This window comes from Streptosporangium sp. NPDC002544 (assembly GCF_040295965.1).
Classification (GTDB): domain Bacteria; phylum Actinomycetota; class Actinomycetes; order Streptosporangiales; family Streptosporangiaceae; genus Streptosporangium.
This window is the reverse complement of the sequence record NZ_JBEOWJ010000008.1, coordinates 41,474-62,229: the sequence shown is the minus strand read 5'-3', so window position 1 is coordinate 62,229 and position 20,756 is coordinate 41,474. Positions and strand designations below refer to the sequence as shown.

The window sequence follows — 20,756 nt, the reverse complement described above, 5'->3', positions numbered from 1 at the left end:
TTCCGGACCGGGATCACCCCGGCCGACAGCCATACCCGGTCAGGCCCTGGCAAAGTCACCCGATTTACCGCCTCAGAGAGCGTCTCACGAATCATTGGCCAGGTTTGGTGGCCTTGATCAGTCACGTGTGAGGCGTGAGCGCGTCTTGTTGGCGTGAAGCCGATCTTCGGCCATCTTGTCGATCATGTTTTCAAGCTGCGGGGCAGCGTGTCCGCCCGGCTGTCGCGTCGGGTGGGCGTCGGTTCCACGGGCCGACATGGAGGGCTCCTCCGGGGGTTGGGGGCAAGGGGCAGGTTGCGTGTCAGCCTGGCGGGGCCAAGGCGAGCAGGTCGTCGGCCCAGGGCCAGGTCTCCGGAATCTTGATCTTGCGTTTGCGCTGGCCGCGCACCAGCCGGACAGCGGTGTGCAGGAGCCGGTAGCGCAGTGTTTTAGTTTCGGCGTGGGCCATGGTCCCGGTCAGGCACAGCAGCCGTAGCCAGCACAACAGGTCAGTGGCGATCGCGGCGGCGACACACCATGCGGTGTTGACCTGCATGGACGTGCTGGGCAGGTGACCGAGCCCGGTGGATTTTCCATTCCGGATGCGGTCCTCGACGTGGGCGTGGACGCGGTGGCGGGCTTCGAGGAAGTCGAGCTGACGGCCGGGGGTGTTGGTGACGAACAGGCTGTATCGCCACCCGTCTGCCTCCTCCAACAGCGACAACTGAGCGCCGCTGCCGGGCCGTTCACGGCGGCAGATGACTCGCATGTCGGCGGGCCAGCCGGTCAGTTGGTCGCCGCCGACGCTGCGGCGGAGCAGCCCGGTGAGTTCGACGACACCGGCGTCGTCGAGGTCGCGCGCCTTGCCATCGGCATCGATGACGTGCTGCCAGGCGTCTTCGGGCAGCAGGCGGATCGCGTTCTGTTCGCGTTCGCCCAGCTCCCAGCCGATGGAGTAGTCCAGATGCCGGCCGCGGCGGTGGGCCAGGTCGTGCAGGTGGTCGATGAAGTCGTGGGTGGCGCCTGCGCCGTCGGTGGTGATCAGGAGGTTGCGCCGGTACGGCCAGGGGATCTGGGCGATCGAGGCGTCGGTGACGTCGATGTGGTCGCGGGCGGTATTGCTGCCGGCGGTGCCGGGGCGGAGCTTGACGACGAGGGCTTCGCCGGTGTTGTCGCAGAAGGACGCGAGAGGGTGGTGGCCGTACCCCTTGAAGTTGGCCGCGGCGCCTTCTTTGTCGGAATGACTGGCGATGACGGTTGCGTCCAGCCGGATGACAATCTGTTTGCCCAGGTCACGGTCGGCGACGCGGGAGGTGGGGATGCCGCCGTGCCGGGCTGCGATCAACTGCCATACCTGGCGGCGTACGGCGGCGCGGGCGGCGGCGATCCGGTCCAGGGCCAGGGGATCGATCTCGGTCAGCGCGCGGCGCGGGGTCGGGTCGGAGGCGATTGGCCCGAACAGTTCCCCCTGGTCGCGCAGGGTGGCCAGATCCGACAGCACCCGCCCACCGTCAGCGATCATTACGGCGGTGTCTGTCAAGACCCGTCCGCGATCGTGGATCGGTTCGAAGCCGCGGCGGCGCAGCGCCCTGGACAGGCGTCCGGTCAGCCCGGTGCCATCGGCGAACAGTCGAAGTACGGCCGTTCCGGCGTGGTTGACCACGCCATGTCCGTCGATTTCGACGGCGAGGTCGTGGGACCACGAGGTAAGACCGGACACCTGGAAAGTGCTCCTCGAACTGGTCAGATCAAATGCTTGGTCGCTTTGATTTTCCCAGTTCAGGGGCACTTTCTGCATGTAAATGGGCTAGTCGATCATGCTGTCGTGATTACTTGAGGGTGGGGTCTGACGTCCGAGCGGTAGGGGCGGATCGTGTGGATCACGGCCTTTGGAGGGCGGCTGCACCCTCAGCATGGCGAGAGATTGCCCCGATATCTGGCCTGGTTTCCGTCTGATCTCGGGGTTGGATGGACGCGCCCGATCCTGCGATGCTTGCCTTCTCCCCGAGATCGGCTACCACGGTGGGGTGACCCCACGCCGCCCCTACCCGTCTGACCTGTCCGACGCCCGCTGGGCGCTGATCGAGCCGACCCTCACCGCCTGGCGCGTCAAGCGGCTGGAGGCCCGCCGGCAGGCGGGGATCGTCGTCGCCGACCCGACCACCAGCCTGCGCGATGTCATGGACGCGATCCTCTACGTCAACCGTACGGGCTAAGAATTTTCGTTTTTCGCGATTTTTTAGATCGAATCGACCCTTGCCGTGAATCACCCCTCCTGTACAGAATCAGCTTCAGTGTCCGCTGGATGCGGAAATCGCCGCTTCTATGAGTAATACCGGCCAGGGTGCGATCATCGCTATCTTTCGCTTATCGGTCTTCGCTGATGAAGATTCACCACAGGAGTACAAACGGGGGTTGCGCATGCCAGGCAACGAGAAGAGGAGCGGCAGCAGGAGGAGGCGATGGCAGATGGTCCCGATCGCCATGCGAGCCTTTGGTGTCTCCATCGTGGCCGTGATCAGCCTGCCCCAATCCGTCTGGGCGCAGAACCCCGCCTCGGATATCAGTCAAGGCGAACTGAAGGTCGTCAGCGCTCTCGGCGAGAACCGGATGGACGTCACGCTTAAGCCGATTGCCCCGATTGCGCCGGTTACGCCGGAAGAGACTTCGGGCAAGGTGCACAGCCACCCCATGGAAGTCAACCCGACTCCATCGGCGGACGTTATGCAGAACCCGTCCCGGTTCACCGGCTTAGCCGCGAATGGAATGCGTCAGGAGAGACACGTGATCCGCTCGGCGGCACGCGTCGGCGGCAAGAAGGCCCGGACCGCAGCCGCCCACTCCCGAGCGCTCCGCGCCGATTGTCCGCCGACTTCTATAATCTGCCTGGAGAACAGCCTCCCCGGTAGTCCCCCCAGTGAATGGAACATACCTGGAGCCGGTAGCAGTCATATTAATGGGTATGCGGCTCAGATAAGCGTCAACAAAGGGGAGGTCGTGCAATTCAAGGTGAACACCTCCGTGACCGCTTACCGCATGGATATTTATCGCATTGGATATTACGGCGGCATGGGGGCACGAAAAATCACAACGATCAGACCTTCTGTGTCTTTGCCCCAGATACAGCCGGCTTGCTTGAATGACACGGCAACCGGATTGATTGATTGCGGGAACTGGAGCGTATCCGCCTCCTGGGCCGTGCCAAGTGATGCCGTCTCTGGAGTCTACATTGCGAACATGATCCGAGAGGACGGGGTAAGCGGCGCCAGTCAGCTTATATTTATTGTCCGAGATGACGCGGGCAATTCAGATCTCCTGTTTCAAACCTCTGATGCGACCTGGCAGGCATACAACACGTATGGCGGAAACAGCTTGTATGTAGGCAATCCTGCGGGGCGTGCCTTCAAGGTCAGCTACAACCGTCCGGTCATCACACGCGCCGGATGGCCGGAAACTTATTTCTACGATTCCGAGTATCCCATGGTCAGATGGCTTGAGGCCAACAGCTACAACGTGAGCTATACCTCCAGCGTCGACACCGTCATGCGAGGATCTGAGCTGCTCAAGCATAGGGTGTTCCTCACTGTCGGGCACGCCGAGTACTGGTCCAAAGAAATGCGGGACAATGTGGAGAACGCTCGAAACAACGGCGTTAACCTCGCTTTCTTCAGTGGAAACGATGTGTTCTGGAAGACGAGATGGGAAGATAGTATCGACGGAACGAATACCTCACATCGAACACTCGTCTGCTACAAAGAGACATTGGCCAACGCCAAGATCGACCCGAATACTCAGTGGACCGGAACATGGCGAGATCCGCGTTTCTCCCCACCGTCGGACGGCGGCAGGCCGGAGAATGCCGCGACCGGCACCTTGTTCAGGGTCAACGGCAACGTCAGCGATTCGATCGCTGTTCCTGCGGCATACGGCCCCATGCGACTGTGGCGCAACACATCCGTCGCGAGCCTTCAACCCGGCCAGACGGCTGTATTTCCTGCAGGAACACTGGGGTACGAGTGGAATGAATCGCCGCAAGATGCGTTTACCCCGCAAGGGCCGGTGAGGCTTTCCGAAACAACATTGGCCAATTCTTCCAAGATTCTGCTTGACTTTGGCGGTACGTATGGCGCCGGAGTCGCCACACATCGCCTGACGCTTTACAAACACACAAGCGGTGCGCTTGTCTTCGGCGCGGGAACTATCCAATGGTCGTGGGGGCTGGATGCCAATCATGATCGAGGAGCGGGCACACCCACAGATATTCGCATGCAGCAGGCAACGGTCAATCTCTTCGCTGACATGCGGGTCCAACCGGCAACCCTTCAACCAGGTTTGGTTCCGGCGACCGCGTCAACGGACATCACTCCCCCAACGTCGACGATTACCTCTCCATCGAGTGGTGCGTCAGTGGAAGGTGGAGCGAGCATCTCGATCGAAGGGGCCGCAGCTGACACCGGAGGCGGTGTTGTGGCAGGCGTTGAGGTCTCAGTTGACGGTGGCACCACATGGTCTCAGGCAACAGGTCGCACAAATTGGAAGTTTGATTGGGCGACCAACACCACCGGCCCGGTGACGATTCTCTCCCGAGCAGTCGACGACATCGGCAACCTCCAGAAAACTCCGACCTCCATAAGCGTTACTGTTAACACAGGTTGCCCCTGTACCATTTGGCCACCGGACGCTGTGCCCGCTGAGGCTTCGAAGAACGACCCCAAGCGAATTGAAGTCGGAGTCAAGTTCCGCTCCAAGAGCCCGGGCTATGTCTCAGGAATCAGATTCTACAAAGGTTCGCTTAACACGGGAACACACACCGGCAACCTCTGGAGCTCTACAGGAGTGCTCTTGGCAAGCGCGAAATTCACCAACGAAACAGCAAGCGGCTGGCAGCAGGTGAATTTTTCGACACCCGTCGAGGTGAGCGCCAACACCACCTATGTCGCTTCCTACTTCACGACATCAGGGTTCTACTCGGTAACAAGAGACTACTTCACCAAGGCATATTCGAACGGCCTGCTCACTGCGCTTGCGGATGGCACAGACGGCGGTAACGGCGTGTACAGCTACGGTTCGGTGAGTACTTTCCCGACCAGTACCTACAGAGCCACCAATGCCTGGGTCGACGTGGTGTTCTCAGATTTGAGCACTCTGTGGGATGATACAACAGTGCCGGATGTCGCATCCCAGCCCGACACCCAGCCGGTTGCCCTCGGCGTGAAATTCCAAGCCTCGGTCCCGGGCTTCATCAATGGAATCAGATTCTACAAAGGCCCCCAGAACACCGGGACCCATACCGGAAGCCTGTGGACCAGCAGCGGCCAGCTACTCGCGCAGGTGACTTTCACCGCCGAGACCGCATCCGGATGGCAGCAGGCAATTTTTGCGACACCTGTCGCGATCAGTGCAAATACTACCTACATAGCCTCTTATCACACGACATCTGGGTATTATTCGCTAACAAGACCATACTTTACCACGCAATATACGCGTGGCCGGCTTACCGCCCTTGCCGATGCCGCGTCCGGAGGCAATGGCGTGTACAAATACAGCGCGACGAACACCTTTCCAATCAGCACTTACAAAGCTGCCAACTACTGGGTTGACGTGCTCTTTGACGGAAACCAGAGTCAGACCAGCGCTCGTCAGGCCCTCCACCGGCATCCTGTCCCTGACCTCGCGGGCCCTTCCGCGATGAGGATCAACCGTTCTCGCGACGCCGCGGAAGAAAAAGGCCGGCCATCTTCACTCAAGCGGTTTCCGCTCCTTCGGTCTTCCCAATCCTGAGCAGGACATCGGATATATCGTTTCCGAAGAGCTGTGGGGTGCCAACCCCGCCGCGGCGGGCCCCGTCATCGTCCAGCAGATGCTGGACGATGACGGGGCCGAATTCCTGACCGATTGGGCCCGGGCGGCGGGCCGACGCCCTATCTGTCTATCTGTGCTGCGACAGGACCATGCCGCGCCCGGCCGAGTTCCCAGCCGACGGCTTGACCCAAGCTCGCTATGCAATTCGAGATCGACGTGCGGGAAGCTGCTGATGTTGAATAACTCTGACGCGAGAAGTGTCCAGAACATTACACGAGCTATCGCGTCGTCGTTCTGAACGATAATCAGCAGACCGGTCAGCACTACTCACCTATGCGTAACCGGATTGGAGTATTCTGCGTATGAGGATAGTGCGTGTGAGCTATCGGGTGCTGTCCGAGCAGGGCGGCAAGGAACGACATGTTGACTGCCTCACCCGAGAACAGCTGAAACGCGGTCACGAAGTGGCGCTTGCGTTCCGGCGCGGGGACACCGTGCCAAAGGGGGCGACCGTGTTGCCGATCCGGCCAACCATGCTGTCACGGGCGCTTGCGGCGAGGTCTGACGTCCTCGCGTTCGCAGCAGAGGTAGCGCAGGCACTAAGGAATGCCGGTCAAGCCGATCTCGTGCACCTTCACGGAGACCATGTCGAGGCGGCCATCCTGGGACCGGTCTGTCGGCGACGTGGTATTCCATTGGTGCTCACCGTGCACGGTGCCCTCGCGCGGCGCCACCGTCAGATAGCGCGGAGGGCGATGGGCAAGGTTGACGCGTTCATCGCTCTCGGGTCTCGGCCGATGTGTGACCTGGTCGCGTTGGGTGCTGATCCACACCGGATCCTGACCACGTCGAGCGGACTTGATCTTGCGATCCTGTCCCGTCTCGGATCCGCGGCCGCGCGTGACCCGGGCCTGATCGTCAGTGTCGGTTCTCTGGACCCGGTAAAGAACCATGAGCTCGTGATCGAGGCGGTGCGCCTTATCCGCCTCACCAGACCAGAGGTCCGCCTGGTCATAGCCGGCGATGGTCCGGAGAGAAGTCGGCTGTCTCGGCTCTCGGGAGCCGACGGCGCGATCGAGTTGGTCGGCCAACTACCCCGAGATGAGGTCTACGGACTCCTCCGGCGCGCGCAGGTCTTCGTTCTCGCTTCGCGTCGCCTTCCCGGCAAAGGTGAGGGAGTACCGACCGCTGCCCTGGAGGCGCTGGCTCTCGGTACTCCTGTGATCGTCTCGTCCGAGGCGTCACTCGACCCGGCCGTGCCGGACAGCGAAGCCTACTGCACGTTCGAGTCCGGCTCGCTGGACGACCTGGTCTCCGTTCTCGGTGCCGTGCTCGACGACGAGGAGAAGCGCAACCGAATGAGCGCGCGTGGAATGCAGGCGGCGGCGAGCCTGAACTGGCCGACGGTCGCGAGCAGGGTCGAGGAGTGGTATCAGGTTGCTCTGGACGCGATACAGCTGCGCAATAGAGGACGGTGAGTACACGTCATCACCGTGCACGCCCGAGACCACACCGGGAGCTTGGCGTACCACGTGACCGAGGTCTGCGGCGAAAGTGCTCATTGAGCCATTGTCAGTAACTGAAGATCACGTTGTGTGACGCTGACATGGTCCAGTTGTGTTCGTGGTTGAGCAGGACGAGCGCGGCCTGGACGATCTTCCCGATGCGCCAGGGGTCGAGGCTGACCCGGCGTAAGGCTTTGAAGGTGACGGTGAGCAGGGCCTTCGCCCGCTCGCCGACTCCTCGCAGGCCTCGGAGCGGGTGTGTCCAGTTAACGGCGTGCGCCGTGAGGCGCTGTGATTTGAGCGGAGGTGGGAGACCTTCGCCTTCGACCTGTCGCAGCAGGCCGGTGAAGCTGAGGGCAGCCTGATCCGGGTGATGCCGGGGAGGGCGGGAGCAGCCCTGAGAGGGCGTTTTGGCATGGACCGTAGGGCTTAGCTGCTTATGTCCAGCGGAGCATTCGCGCGGTACGGCGGCTCGGGGAAACGGACCGGTGGCAACACCGACACCGCGCCCCGAGCCGACCGCACAAGCCCACTCTGGACGTGAACCGAAAGTGTGGCGACAGGAGCGTTCCGGCTTGGTCAAAGCTCTTGATCGACAAAAAATTCTTGCCACTTCTTTATCCGGATCCCGGCTTTGGCCTTTCCTGTAAAGGACACATGAGGTCGCGATGGGCGAGTGCCCCGGCCAGGCTCCGAGACACACCACTCGCAGATTCGTGCCCCGGGAAATCGCGATCCGTAATATAGCCGGAGTAGTCAGTGACGTGGTCAGTGTGGCGCGTCTGGCTTTTCTCGCCGATAGTCAGCAGGAAGACCTGGTGCTGCGTGAGGTATTTATCGAGCGTCGCCGAGGTCTTTAGCACCAAGTAGCTGTCCTGCCGGGAGACTGCGGAACGTCAACCTGTATCGCCGACCACTGGAGGACCGATGTGCGGGATAGCCGGAATGGCGTCGACGCTGGCCCCCGACACCAATCTGGTCCGCCGTATGTGCGACGTCATCACACACCGCGGCCCGGACGGCGTCGGCTATCACGACGACGACCACGCCGCACTTGGCATGCGACGCCTGGCCATCATCGACGTCGCCACCGGCGACCAACCCGTCTACAACGAAGACAGCGCCATCACGGCTGTCTTCAACGGTGAAATCTACAACTACGCAGAACTACGTCGCGAACTTACCGCCAAAGGCCACCGCTTCCGCGGGGAAGGCGACTCGGAAACCCTCGTCCACCTTTACGAGGAACACGGCACCGACATGCTTGACCGGCTCCGCGGCATGTTCGCCTTCGCCATCTGGGACCGCACCCGGGAAAGGCTCATCCTGGCCCGCGACCGGGTCGGCAAGAAACCCCTCTACTGGCGAGCCGACCACTCCTCCATATGGTTCGCATCCGAGCTGAAATCCCTCGCGCAAGACCCCGGCATGCGCCGCGAGATCGACCCCGTCGCGCTCCATCACTACCTGACCTACCAGTACGTGCCGGCCCCCTGGTCCATCTACGAAGGGGTGCGGAAGCTCCCACCGGCGCACGTTCTCATCTGGGAGCACGGGAGAGCGACCATTCGGCGGTACTGGAAGCTGGACCGCGCCGAACAGCGATTCACCGACGAGCGCGAGGCCGAGGAGCGGCTCCGGGAGCTGCTGCTGGAGGCGACGCGGGTCCGCATGGTGAGCGAGCGCCCCCTCGGTGCCTTCCTCTCCGGTGGGATCGACTCCTCCGCCGTGGTGGCCGCGATGGCCATGCAGAGCCCCGAAAAGGTGAAGACGTTCTGCATCGGCTTCGAAGACCGCCGCTACGACGAGCGGCACAAGGCACGCCTGGTCGCCGAGCGGTACGGCACGGACCACCACGAGCTCGCCGTGTCGGCTGACCTGCTCGATGTCCTGCCGCGCCTCGCGTGGCACTTCGACGAGCCATTCGCCGACTCCTCCGCCATCCCCAGCTTCTACGTCGCGCAGCTCAGCCGCAGCCACGTCACCGTGGCGCTGACTGGCGACGGCGGCGACGAGTGCTTCGGCGGCTACCAGCGCTACGCCCTGATGAACCAGGCCGGGCGGATCCCGGCTCTGCCCCGTCCCCTTGCAACGGCGTCCGCCCGCTTCGGCAACCTCATCACTGAGCGGAGCCATTCCAAGTCGCCCGCCCGGCAGGTCGGGCGGCTGATGCGGTTCGTCGCGGAACCGCCCTCCCGCCGCTACGCCACGCTCATGTCCTGCTTCAAGCCGGAGCAGAAGGCGGCCATCTATACGGACGCCTTCCGCGAGCAGATGGCGGACATGGACAGCCTCCTCCTGCTTGAGACGCTCTTCCGCGAGTCGTCGGCCGCGACCGATCTCGGCCGTGTCCTCGACGTCGACACCATGAGCTATCTTCCCGGTGATCTGCTGGTCAAGGTCGACATCACGACGATGGCCAACTCCCTTGAGGCCAGGTCGCCCTTCCTCGACCACCACCTGCTGGAATGGGCGGCTGGGCTGCCCGCCGCCATGAACGTCCGCGGTCGCCGGACCAAGCTGCTGCTCAAGCGGGCGATGGCGCCCTGGCTGCCCCAGGAGTTGCTGAACTGCCCGAAGCAGGGCTTCGGTGTGCCGCTCGCTGCGTGGCTGCGGGGCGAGCTGCGCGAGCTGTCCCACGACGTCCTGACCGACGAGACCGCCAGGAGCAAGGGGCTGTTCCGCCGCGCCGCGGTGCTGGACCTACTGCGGCGGCATGCCGAGGGCGCCGACCACAGCGACCGCCTGTGGGCCCTGCTGCAGTTCGAACTCTGGCACCGGGCACACGCCGTACCAGGCGCACCCGCCCTGACCGGGGCCGCCTGCCCGCAGACACGGGGGTGACCACCGACGCCCTGCTGCGCCGGTACTTCCCAACATCGATCTGTTGGCCCACAGAGGGAGTTGGCACCCTGGCGGGAGCGTTCGCCCAGACCGAGCAGGGTCAAGGTGTTCATGCAGGCCACGTGCAGCCAGCGCCGCCCGGCCCCGATCCGGGTGGTGGTCTCATCGACATGCAGCACGTGCGCCAGCATCAAGGCGACCAGGGTGGCGGCCTCGGCCAGGATCGACGACACCCAGCCCGGCGAGACCCGGGCTCCGGTGACGTCGGCGATCAACTGGGCGCAGCGTTCCACCGGCACGTGCTGGAACACCAGCAGATAGGCGGCGAGTGCGCGCAGGTTCGGCCCGTACGACGATGGCGCGCCTGCCACCGTCTCGGGCATGTCCGCGCTGGTGAGGCGGCCGCACCCGCCGCATCGGCACCGATACGCGCGGTGCTCGGTCACCGTGACGGTGACCAGGGGAATGTCGCGGACCTGGCGGCGCGAATAGCCCACGCTGTCGGTGGCCGACAGCTCCTTCCCGCATCCGCCACAGGCGGCCGGGACGTGGTCTTCGACCTCGTCGGGGGTATCGACCACGGCCAGGCCGCTTCCCGGTGCTCCGGGCTGGCGGCCCCGTTTGCGCCCGCTCTTGGCCGGCGGCTTTTTGTCCGACCGGACGAAGGTGTCACTGGACGGCGGCAGCGAGGAGTTCCCCGAGTTGCGGGCTCTGCCTGCGTTCCAGCTCGGCGACCCGCGCGGTCAGCCGCTCGACCGTCGCTTCCAGCTGCGCGATCGTCTCCCGCTGAGCCTCGATCGTGGCCATCTGCCGGACCACCAACGCGGCCAGCTCGTCATACGACGGGCGGCGATCCGGGGTCTTCGGCACCCAAAGATCATCCCGCCGCGCGGGCGGTGCTCACACCATGATCGCGAACCTCCGAATGCCTACCCTGGCAGACTCGGCAATCAACGGAGATCCAGTTCTTTGACGGATGGTTGTGGAAGATCACCTGTCTACTGGATCTCCGTTCCCATGTCCCGGGAACTCACGTGCTCGACAGCACCACGAGTGCCTTAACTACCCGGCCTCTGCCCCCGCGGGCGGAGTGACCTGGTAGCTCTCATTAGGTCGGAGAGCCGGGGCAGTAAATCTCGCACGTCGGTTCCGGCCGTTCGGGCGAACCACTGGACCTCAATCGCCGCTATAGCGATGTAGCTCGCGCTAGAGGCCAGTGCGGCCCCGGTGGCTCCCCACAGCGGTATCAGCACGGCGTTCAGCCCGAGGTTCGCCACGAGGGCACCGATGGCGATGGAGGCCATGGTCATGGGGCGGCGCAACCGCACCAGGTACTGCTCGACCGGCCGGAGAAGCGACCACGCGATCATGCCGGGAGCGAGGGCGAGCAACGGTGCCACACTCCCTGCGAAGGGAGCGCCGTACAAGAGCGGAATCAACGTCGGTGACGTGATCGCCATCGCACCGACGCAGGCCGATGAGAGCAGCAGGTTGAGCCGAATTGTGCGCACAGTGACGTCCTGGGCGGCCAACTCGTCCTCGACCGCTTGGCGAGGAAGCGTGACCTGCGCTATCGCGTCGGTCGGAACCCTCGCGAGGGAGAGGAACGCCATCGCGACGGTGTACAGGCCCACCTCGGCCGGTGAGACAAAGGCATTCAAGAGCAAGACGTCGACGGTCAGCAGTAGATGGAAGGCAACTAGCCCAATGTGGTAGCGACCAGACAGCGAGAGTTGCTCACGGGCGAGCGCCGCCTCCCCCCGCATGGCGGGGAGACCGAGTGACCGGGTGAACAGCACGAAGGGAACGACCGTGGAAATCGCCCAGCAGGCGACCACCATCGTAAGAGTGAGATTTCCCGTGATCGCGAGCACCAAGATCGGAATATACAGGAAAAGCGCTGCCATAACGACCGCTCGGTTGATCAAGCCGATACGATCCTGAAGGAGCAGAATTCCCTTGAGATTGACCGACGCGACGCCGAACGGCACCGCGACAAGAGCTATGATCATCAGATAAGGCGCCGGGAGGGGAAGAAAGATAATCACGACCCCGAGGGTGACCAGAGTGGACACCAGACCGAGAACCAACCCGAGGATCAGGGCGTTGCCGGTAAGGGATCGATGCCGTTCGCAAGTCGGCCAGAACACTATCTGTGATTTCCCCACCGAAAGGTGGCCCAAGACGATCGCGATCCCGGCAGTGGTTGTGATCGTCGCGTAGATGCCCCGGCCTTCGGGCTGCAGGATGCGCGCCAGAAGAACGCCTGCCATCGCCGCCAGAGCCAGAGGTAGCGCCTGACTCGCCATCGTTTGGACGACCTTGGTGAGGTTTTTGTCACTCATGTCTGGAACAGGGGGAACCAGATACCTAGGGTCGCGTGTTCTCCTATTTCGCACATCGAGCCTTCATGAGTTGGTGGTACAGGTTAATGTGCTCCTCAGTTATGACATCCATGTCAAGGTTCTTTCGTGCCCAGACACGCGCCGCAGCCCCCAGCGAAACGGCGAGTTCAGGATCGTCGAGCAGACGGACGATGCCCTCCGCCAGAGCTGCCGGGTCCGAGGGGGGCGCGAGGATTCCGCGGCCCTCAAGCAGTTCAGGTGTACCGCCTACCCTGGTGGCGACAATCGGCCGACCGGCGGCCATCGCCTCCATGACCGCGTTGCTCAGGCCCTCGGAGATTGAAGGGAGGACCACCACGTCAGCGCGGGCCAGGAATCCCTCGATATTTGTATGAAAACCTAGAAAACGGACATCAACACCGAGCTCATTCACGTGTCTCTGGAGGCGCTTACGCTCGGCGCCGTCTCCAACGAGCACAAATGTGCATGGGTGACCATCCCGGGAAAGCAGCGCGGCGGCATCGATGAGGAACCGATGCCCCTTGTTTGTGCTGAGACGTGCCACGCACAGCACCACGGGGAGCGCGGTGTCGATGTTCTCCGGCTTGGCCGGCTCGAACGCCGAAGCCGGAAGACCGTTGTAGATCACGCTCACCTTGTGGCTTGGCACACGTTCGACCTTGCAAGTGCCTTCTGCGACGGCCACCGCATTGGCGATGACGTGATCAGTGATTCCCGTCACAGCCTTTTCGAGAGCGGTGTACCACCGGGGTCTCGGCTTGAGGTAGCCCTGGGTGCGTCGTCCCGCGACCACGACCGGAACTCGCGCCAGTCGTGCGGCGATGGATCCCAGAACATAACTCTCGTAGAGGAATCCGTGAAGGACGTCGGGTCTGAGTTGTTTGAGTAGCTTGACGAGATGAGCGAAGGCCCGCAGGTTTCCGACCAGGACCGCTGAGCCTGATGGCCGGCGGGAAAAGCCGAGATGATGCACTTCGACTCCGGCATCACGGAGAGATGCTTCGTGAGGACCACCTTTCGACAGGACGAACACGTGCGCTTCGATGCCCCTGCCGCACAGCTCTCGTGCGAGTAGAGACAGCTGTTTCTCCGCACCTCCCAACCCTAGGTGCCCGGTGACAAGTACAACACGCTGAACGTTGACTTCGTCTCTTGCCGTCATGACAGGACCTTCGTTTAGAGCAGCATTACTATGCATTTCACTCGCAAGAGTGCCGTTGACATCACACCCTGCGAGAACTGTGAGCCGGGGGCGAATTCACTTCCGTGATTCAGAAACAGAGGACGCCGTTGCGTCTGCGAATGCAGCCACGGACTGTTCTTCTTTTCGCAGCGTCTTGGTCCATGCGATCGCGGCCAGCAGGCTCGTAACCATCACGATCGGCATTCGCTGGCGAAAAATCAGGCCGATATTTGAAACGGTCGTCGCGTAGGCGATCGTACCTGGAACGATGAACAGCAGGATGATCAGCATCATTCTGCGGTCGTAACACCACAGCCGACGAATCCCATACGCCGCACAGTAGAGAAGATAATACCAGAGCAATGTATCTATTTTGCCGAGCTGCAATGCCAGGCTGCCATTCATCCAAGGGAACGGAGACAGGATTGTGTAGATAATTTTCGGTCCAAGCGCGTTCCACGCGTTACCACCGTCTTCGAACATCACACCCGAACCGCCCTCCGCGTTGGCGAGTCGGACATGCGACGACTGACCACGCTCTAATTGCTCCTGCAGGGCCATGACAGGAGCAATTTCATCAACGCTTTGAAAAAAGATCAGAACAGGTATCAACAGCGTGGTGAAGACGACAATGGTGCGTGCAGAGAGGGCGCGTTTGATTCGCGCGACACCAAAAAGCAAAGGCAGAGCGCACATGAACACCATATATGGACGCACATGCCAGAGCGTCCACAGCAACGGGCCGAGAAAGAACAGTTTGCGCATGTCGAAACGCTGCATATTCGAAGCGGCGAGACCGAGGCACGCCAGAACGAGGAACGCGTTGAAGCCGTCTTTGAACGTGTCGGACGTGTGCAGCATGAATCCCGGAACGAAAGCTGTTATAACAAGCAACCGAAATGCCGCACGCTCATCAGCGCCAACGAGTCGCGCAAATTTATACATGACAATGCACAGCCCGCAGGCAATGAGCGCCACAATGGCCGTGCACGCTAATGGGGCTCGCTCGCCGCATAGGTATATAATAGCCGCAAAGACATGACACGGCACTGAAACAGAATAGATAGAGTCAATCTGCTCGGAACTAACGAATTGAATCCCTTCGCGTCTCCAGTACTCAGCGATCTCCATGGCTCTGACTTCATAGTAGAGATTATCTCCGCCATATTCGATGATGCTGGATCGCATCACCAGAACATGGATTGCCAGCCGAACAACGAAAGCAGCCATCAGCACGGGAAGCGCCCTGCTCGCCAATCGTGTATCGAAGCTCGCACGGACTATGAAAATTAGCATCACTGCAATGGCAGCGACGATGATGTACTCCATGGTAAATCACCTAATAATCGTCGGATCGCTACTCGTGAACCCAGTCAGAGACGTTCGACTCGGAGCCGGAGCAGCGATTTGGGCGTCGAAGGCGCCGCCGCTCTCCCAAGCCACGAACGGGTAGTTGAAGAAATCGCGGCCCGTCAATACGACTGGCGCGGCGACCTCCGCCCACTCGCACCTGCCAATTTCACCAGCCGGACATTCGTCATGCCCTGACTGTGACAACAACTTTCCCTGTCATTACGGTAGATGATAATGACCGTGGAATACCACGGGTCCGAATGCGCGGTGGACCCTTTCCTAAATCCACGCAAAGAAACGCTGACCCATCCGGCGCCGACGGCTGTCGCCCCCACTGATGTGCACTTCGGACAGAAATGCAAAAATCCTGATATTTCCCTGTCTCGGACGCATGAACCGATGATTATGAGCAGACTTCGTCGTATAGCTTGTCGAACCATTCCGCTGTCCGGCTGATGTCCACGAGCTCCGCGCTGTTTCGTGTGCCTTCGCGAAGACGCGCGTGGACTTCTGGGTGCATCGCCCGCAGGATGCCCTCAGCAAGGGCGTCTGGATCCCCGGGCCTGGTGAGAAGGCCGTTTCGCCCGTGCTCTATCAGGTCGGGCACTCCACCGACGGCGGTGGATACCACGGGCACCTCTGCGGCGAGAGCCTCCATGACGACGACCGGGAGCCCCTCGTAGAAGGAACTGAGTACGAGAAGATCGGCGGCAGCGATCAGACGGCCGGCCTCTGCCACATGTCCTACGAGTCGCACACCGTTCAATCCCAGGTCGGCGACGCGACGGGCCATCGGCTCATAAAGAGGGCCGGATCCGGCGAGCAGAAACAGGGCACGTGGCTCCCGGGCGACCACTTTCGCCGCGGCCTCGATGAGTAGCTCATGGTTCTTCTGCGTGCGGAAGTTGGCCACGTGCACGACGAGGAAGGCGACATCGGGAACCCCCCACTCCCGCCTGGTCCGTTCCGACTGCAGCGCCCAGCGACGCTGTTCCGCGACGCGGACTCCGTGCACGCGGGTGGACAGGCCACGGGCACGGCTGCTCGTGGGCGCGTCGGCGACCTGCGAGGAAACAGCCACAGTCCGGGTGTCCAGCCACGCGGTCGCCCGGTCGAGCAACATCGTCAGGGCGCAGTAGCGCACGTTGTGGACAGTCGAGACCAGGACTGGACGAGACTTCCACAGCCGGGACGCCGGCCGGAGCAGCGATGCCGGCAGAGGAGAGTGGATGTTGAGAACATCGGGTTCCAGCTGCCTGATCTCCCGTACGAGGCGAACGGGGCGAAGCGGGCGCGGGCAAGGGGTGAGATCGACGACGCGGATGCCCGCTGACTGTAGCCGCCCGGTCAGCTCCGCAGTAGATGCCCTCAGGCATACAACGGTGTAGCGCTTGTCCGAAGGAGGCGCCGCGAGTAGCCGCTCGACGAGCAGGACCTCGGCACCACCCACATCGAGCGTTTTGATCACCTCGCAGACATGCACTCCGCTCATGACGTCGTCTCCGAAAGGCGGGATTTTCCACTGCTCTTCAATGTCTCGAACAACCTCTCCATATAGCTGCAACAGAAGTCAGCCAAAAGATTCTTTTCCAAGCTCCGCGCCATGCTCATGGTCGCAGTGAAACAACAGCGCACTGCGACATGTACCGTTCGCATTTCTCAGCGGGCGTCGAGTAATCTCTGGTGTGATCACGAACTAGAGCCGTCCGAAATCGAGTAAACGGCGTAATCATCGGAACGGAACCGGAGTCTCGCGAAGTCCTCAATCCTCGAGATGGAATTCAGACGACTCTCGTCGACGAAGAGCCAGCGCACTCCGAAACGTTCTCTCAGACGCTGGATCGCAGCCTGCGAGGGAGATTGAAAGGCCACGTCGTTTGACCGGATTCGCTCGGCATCCCAGAACGGAATGTTCTGAAACGACTGACCCAGGCGCCAACGGCTCAAATTCATTGTCGTGTACGACCACCCCTCGACCAGCACGCGCCGTTCGGTCAGTGCGGCCACCCAGAAATGGCGGCTGTCGCACGGACTCTCATGCCCCCAGCGGCAATGTGCGTTCGTGGCGACCGTGTCGTCTGGATCGGAGTGGGTGCGCAACCATCGCGCTGCGGTGAGGGCGCCTCGCGGGATCTCACTGACCGGAACCCAACGACTCGCCTGCCGGTCGACGTTCTCCACATCGTTACCAACGAGCGAAAGGACACGTGTGCCCCAGGCCGCGGGAAGGCCTACAGCCGCGATCATGAAGATCATGAAGGCCCAGAGGTGAATCCCGCGCCGCCCCTTGAGGAACAGGGCGACCGCGACCAGGGCGGTGACGGCCAGCAGCACTATGTACGGCCGATACAGGACGGTGTCCACCTGGCCTGGATCCAACGGGACCTTGACGCCACAGAGGATACGGATCAGAGAGGCGGCCAACACCCCTGCAGCAACCGCGACAGTTATCTGCCTGGGTGATACCCGTGCTCGCCGCCTGATGACAATGAGCCCGTAGGCGGTGACAACCATCACATAGGGATAGGCTCCTCCAAGAAAGTAGATCTGGCTCATAGAGCAATGCCCGAATAGAAGCAACACGCCGATACTCGCAGCGCCCATGCCGAGCATGAGGGCCACTCCGGGTTTCATGAGCAACCGCGGCCGGCTCAGTAGCCCAAGAATTCCACACCATGTAATGACCCAGCACAGTACGTACAGGAGTACGGTACCAAGCACCGCAGTCGACGCCGGCTCGGCCGTTTCCTCTAGACCGGTTAGCTCTCTCCAGGTGACGCGCATGAGGGCGAAAGGATCGACCACCATTCCTTGCTGCGCTCGGCCGAACAGCACGAAATGAGCAAAAAGGAGACATGCCACGGTCATTCCTAGTGCGGCGAGCGTAGGCCAAGGTGGCCGGCGTCGCCTGATCGTCTCGACCACGCTCACCGTCACCAACCCCACGGTGAGCAGGGGGAGGTATATGGCCTTGGCCCCCATGACCACCACGAGAAAAATGCCTAGCAGAAGCCACTTACCAGCACTGCGCCGCCGATGTCCAAGAAGGTCGAGCAGAAGAAGGACGATCGGCGCGAATATGAGGGCCCCGAATGTCTGGGATGGGCTTGTCCATGACTGAACTTTCCATGTGAACACCCCAACGCTCGGGCCCAGATACAGGCTCGGAGCCACGATGAAGAACGTTCCCCCAACAGTCAGCAGGGCTCCCGCCCACGAACCTGTGACACGCCTGCCGATCATCCCCAGGACGACGGCGAGTCCGGCCAGCATGGGCAACATGGCCAGCCGGAACAGCAGCACCAGCGGCTCAACTCCGGTCACCCAGCTTGCCGCCGCGAAGTGGGCGTAGACAAACCAGTGATACAGGAGGGGTTCACCGACGACCATGGGGTCCGTGGGCGGCACATGGTGCCTCACCTCTCCGATGAGGGCCAGGTGGAACGGCATATCGGTGTTAGATCCACCGATTTCCGGCCAGGTGAGGGCATACCTAAAGAAGGTGAGGGCACTCCAGACGATCAAAGACGCAACGATCAGCGCGAGAGACCATGACCACCAGATCGGCGCACGCGTAAGAGACGCACTCGCCCAATGTTTCCGCAGTCGAGGAACCGCGAGGAAGGTCACATACGTGATGATCGGCCATGCCAGGACGAACAGTGGCGCCCCAAGAGCCCGAGCGATGATATAGGTGATCACTTCTATGGCGTAGCCGAGCGCCAATCCGAGTGCGATCTCCTCCGCCAGCGTGCGGTCACCGCTGTACAGCGCCCGGATCAGTAGCAGGCCTGGAAACGCCAGACATAGAACGACATAGACACCGAAGAATGCCATATCCGACACGGATACGCCGTAAAAACTCAGCACGGCCATCGCGAAAGCGGCCACCAACGCAGTCGGCAGCAACGCCGAAAAACGCTTCAGCGTTCGATATCGAGTGGAATGTCTTCCTTCGGATGGAAGTCCAGTCGTTTGAACGTCTTTTATCGGTTCGAGTGGGCTCGACACAGAACCCGGGGGCGGCGAGGCGTTGACCATGCGGACAAGCCTCGCGACGCGAGCGCCTCAAGGGGGTCTAAAACACCCGCGCTCAGCAATGTCCTTGCCACTCCTTTATGTGAGTCTTCACGTTGGACCGGAGCCAGCCCCTCTTAAAGAATCAAGACAGTTGAGCTGGGCCAGCCCTGTGCCGGCGTGCTTGAGCATGGTTTTCCCGGCGAGCTCATCAATTCAGGTCGGCCCTGCCAGGTCCACCGACACAGGTACTACCTCCGTAGATCTTGAGGGAGTGGATCTCCTCGTCGGCGGTAGTGGCTGATCAGGGCGCGGGTTTGATGGGCCTGCCGGAAGAAGGACCAGGCCAGGACGTGACTGATGGCATTGGCCGCGGGGATGAGGATCCGGGCCAGGATGCGGCGGATCTCGGCGAGGGAGGGCCGGATCAGCCGGACCGGGGTCAGCTCGGGCGCTCCGGGAGACGATGGTCTTTTCCCTGGTTCGGCCCGGCGCTGATGACGGGAGGTGCCTGTTCGAGGCGGGGCTGGTCATCGAGGTGAGCGTGGCTGACGGCGAGGAAGGCCAGGGCGAGCATGACGCTGGTGACGTGCCGGTGCCAGCCGTCCCATTTACGGACCTGGTACTGGGTAAGACCGAGCAGGTCCTTGCCGGTCTCGTTGTTCTCTTCGGTCTTCCACCGCGCTCCGGCGACACCGATGAGCTCGGTGATGGGGGTGGCGGTGGGGGCTTGGGCCAGGAGGCGATCCAGCACATGACCGACCGGCTCACTCCCGCCCCGGACCTTGAGTACGGGCAGGTCGACCGGAACGGCCACCACGTAAGCGACCTGGCGGGTGTGGCAGAACGCGCGCAGAACCGGGTCGCGGCCGTAACCGGAGTCGGCGGCGAAGTAGCGGAACGGGGTGCCGGCGGCCATCTCCTCGGTGAGGATGTCGATGACCTGCTGGGGTTTGGTGGCGAAGACGACCTGCTCGGGGACGCCCGCCACCGCGCGCCGGGCAAAGCCACCGGCCCAGCTTTCGGGCAGGTACAGCCGCCGGTTGACGAAGGCGTGCCCGGCCGATGAGGCGTAGGTGAGCATCGGCATCACCTGGTAGTTCTCGATCTGGCCGGTCAGTCCGCAGTATTGGCGGGCCACCCCGACCGACTTGTCGCCCTTCTTGATCGCCTGGGTGTCGTCGGCGATCAGTACCCCATCGGGGCGGCCCAGGTGCTCGATCACGTATGCCCGAACCGCATCACGCAGCGCGTCGGCATCCCAGGGTGCCCTCGACAGCAGCCACTCGATCCGGTTGGCCGTCTGGTGCCCGAGGTGGTCGGCCAGCTGCCAGGAGTTCTTGCGCGGCACATCGGCCAGCAGGCCTCGCACCAGGTCCGCGAACGTCGCCTTCGGCTCGGGCCGCTTGAACAACGGATCGGCGATCCGCGCAGTCAGCGCCGCGAGTTCGGCATCCCAGGACACGACGAGATCGTAGGTGAGACATAAGGTCACTCGCAGACCATCGCCCATCAACCCACAGTCACGCAGGCAAATCAGTTAACGATCTACAGATGTAGTACAGAGGTACAAACGGACCATCATAATATTAAACACAGAATTATATCCTATTTTTGCTACTTCTAAATATTTTGCCAGGAATGATTGCGAGCGAACCGGCTAGATCATGTACCGGTAGGGAATATGGAAACTCTTTGCCGCCACTG

General features: G+C 61.9%; 11 protein-coding genes and 2 pseudogenes. 4 read left to right on the top strand and 9 right to left on the bottom strand.

From position 1 onward, the window contains the following. Positions 1–301: 301 nt before the first annotated feature. Positions 302–1,699 carry an IS1380 family transposase gene (locus tag ABT061_RS13955; protein ID WP_350916249.1) on the bottom strand — a complete coding sequence of 466 codons (1,398 nt, stop codon included), beginning with the start codon at positions 1,697–1,699 and terminating at the stop codon, positions 302–304. A gap of 307 nt (positions 1,700–2,006) precedes the next feature. Between ABT061_RS13955 and ABT061_RS13950 the strand changes: the two are divergent. From ABT061_RS13950 to asnB, 4 genes and pseudogenes are all read left to right on the top strand, one after another. Next, positions 2,007–2,192, top strand: a pseudogene (locus tag ABT061_RS13950) (transposase); the annotation flags it as partial. Positions 2,193–2,448: 256 nt separating this feature from the next. Continuing rightward, positions 2,449–5,760, top strand: a complete 3,312-nt coding sequence (locus ABT061_RS13945; protein WP_350916247.1) for a DUF4082 domain-containing protein — start codon at positions 2,449–2,451, stop codon at positions 5,758–5,760. Between the two features lie 398 nt (positions 5,761–6,158). Next, positions 6,159–7,259, top strand: coding sequence for a glycosyltransferase family 4 protein (locus ABT061_RS13940; RefSeq protein WP_350916245.1), 1,101 nt, complete (start codon positions 6,159–6,161; stop codon positions 7,257–7,259). A 954-nt stretch (positions 7,260–8,213) separates the two neighbouring features. Beyond that, complete coding sequence (gene asnB, locus ABT061_RS13935) at positions 8,214–10,130, top strand: asparagine synthase (glutamine-hydrolyzing) (protein ID WP_350916243.1); 1,917 nt, start codon at positions 8,214–8,216, stop codon at positions 10,128–10,130. A gap of 164 nt (positions 10,131–10,294) precedes the next feature. Here the strand turns inward: asnB and ABT061_RS13930 are convergent. From ABT061_RS13930 to ABT061_RS13895, 8 genes and pseudogenes are all read right to left on the bottom strand, one after another. Continuing rightward, positions 10,295–10,711: pseudogene (locus ABT061_RS13930) on the bottom strand (IS66 family transposase zinc-finger binding domain-containing protein); the annotation flags it as partial. A gap of 88 nt (positions 10,712–10,799) precedes the next feature. Further along, the gene (locus ABT061_RS13925) at positions 10,800–11,000 is read right to left on the bottom strand and encodes a hypothetical protein (protein WP_350916241.1); all 201 of its coding nucleotides are present in this window, start codon (positions 10,998–11,000) and stop codon (positions 10,800–10,802) included. Between the two features lie 188 nt (positions 11,001–11,188). Continuing rightward, the gene (locus tag ABT061_RS13920; protein ID WP_350916239.1) at positions 11,189–12,475 is read right to left on the bottom strand and encodes a lipopolysaccharide biosynthesis protein; all 1,287 of its coding nucleotides are present in this window, start codon (positions 12,473–12,475) and stop codon (positions 11,189–11,191) included. Between the two features lie 43 nt (positions 12,476–12,518). Beyond that, positions 12,519–13,658, bottom strand: a complete 1,140-nt coding sequence (locus ABT061_RS13915) for a glycosyltransferase (protein ID WP_350916238.1) — start codon at positions 13,656–13,658, stop codon at positions 12,519–12,521. A 96-nt stretch (positions 13,659–13,754) separates the two neighbouring features. Beyond that, complete coding sequence (locus ABT061_RS13910; RefSeq protein WP_350916236.1) at positions 13,755–15,008, bottom strand: hypothetical protein; 1,254 nt, start codon at positions 15,006–15,008, stop codon at positions 13,755–13,757. 427 nt (positions 15,009–15,435) lie between these two features. Next, positions 15,436–16,596 carry a glycosyltransferase gene (locus ABT061_RS13905; RefSeq protein WP_350916234.1) on the bottom strand — a complete coding sequence of 387 codons (1,161 nt, stop codon included), beginning with the start codon at positions 16,594–16,596 and terminating at the stop codon, positions 15,436–15,438. Positions 16,597–16,721: 125 nt separating this feature from the next. Beyond that, positions 16,722–19,073 (bottom strand): hypothetical protein, encoded by a 2,352-nt coding sequence (locus ABT061_RS13900; protein WP_350916232.1) that lies wholly within the window; start codon positions 19,071–19,073, stop codon positions 16,722–16,724. Positions 19,074–19,491: 418 nt separating this feature from the next. Continuing rightward, positions 19,492–20,544 (bottom strand): IS701 family transposase, encoded by a 1,053-nt coding sequence (locus tag ABT061_RS13895; protein ID WP_502991441.1) that lies wholly within the window; start codon positions 20,542–20,544, stop codon positions 19,492–19,494. Positions 20,545–20,756: the final 212 nt, after the last annotated feature.

What these genes read in the sequence shown, in the direction of transcription:
- ABT061_RS13945 (WP_350916247.1), top strand. Translation starts at nt 2,449, where the DNA reads ATGGTCCCGATCGCCATGCGAGCCTTTGGTGTCTCCATCGTGGCCGTG.
- asnB (WP_350916243.1), top strand. Translation starts at nt 8,214, where the DNA reads ATGTGCGGGATAGCCGGAATGGCGTCGACGCTGGCCCCCGACACCAAT.
- ABT061_RS13920 (WP_350916239.1), bottom strand. Translation starts at nt 12,475, where the DNA reads ATGAGTGACAAAAACCTCACCAAGGTCGTCCAAACGATGGCGAGTCAG.
- ABT061_RS13915 (WP_350916238.1), bottom strand. Translation starts at nt 13,658, where the DNA reads ATGACGGCAAGAGACGAAGTCAACGTTCAGCGTGTTGTACTTGTCACC.
- ABT061_RS13910 (WP_350916236.1), bottom strand. Translation starts at nt 15,008, where the DNA reads ATGGAGTACATCATCGTCGCTGCCATTGCAGTGATGCTAATTTTCATA.
- ABT061_RS13900 (WP_350916232.1), bottom strand. Translation starts at nt 19,073, where the DNA reads ATGGTCAACGCCTCGCCGCCCCCGGGTTCTGTGTCGAGCCCACTCGAA.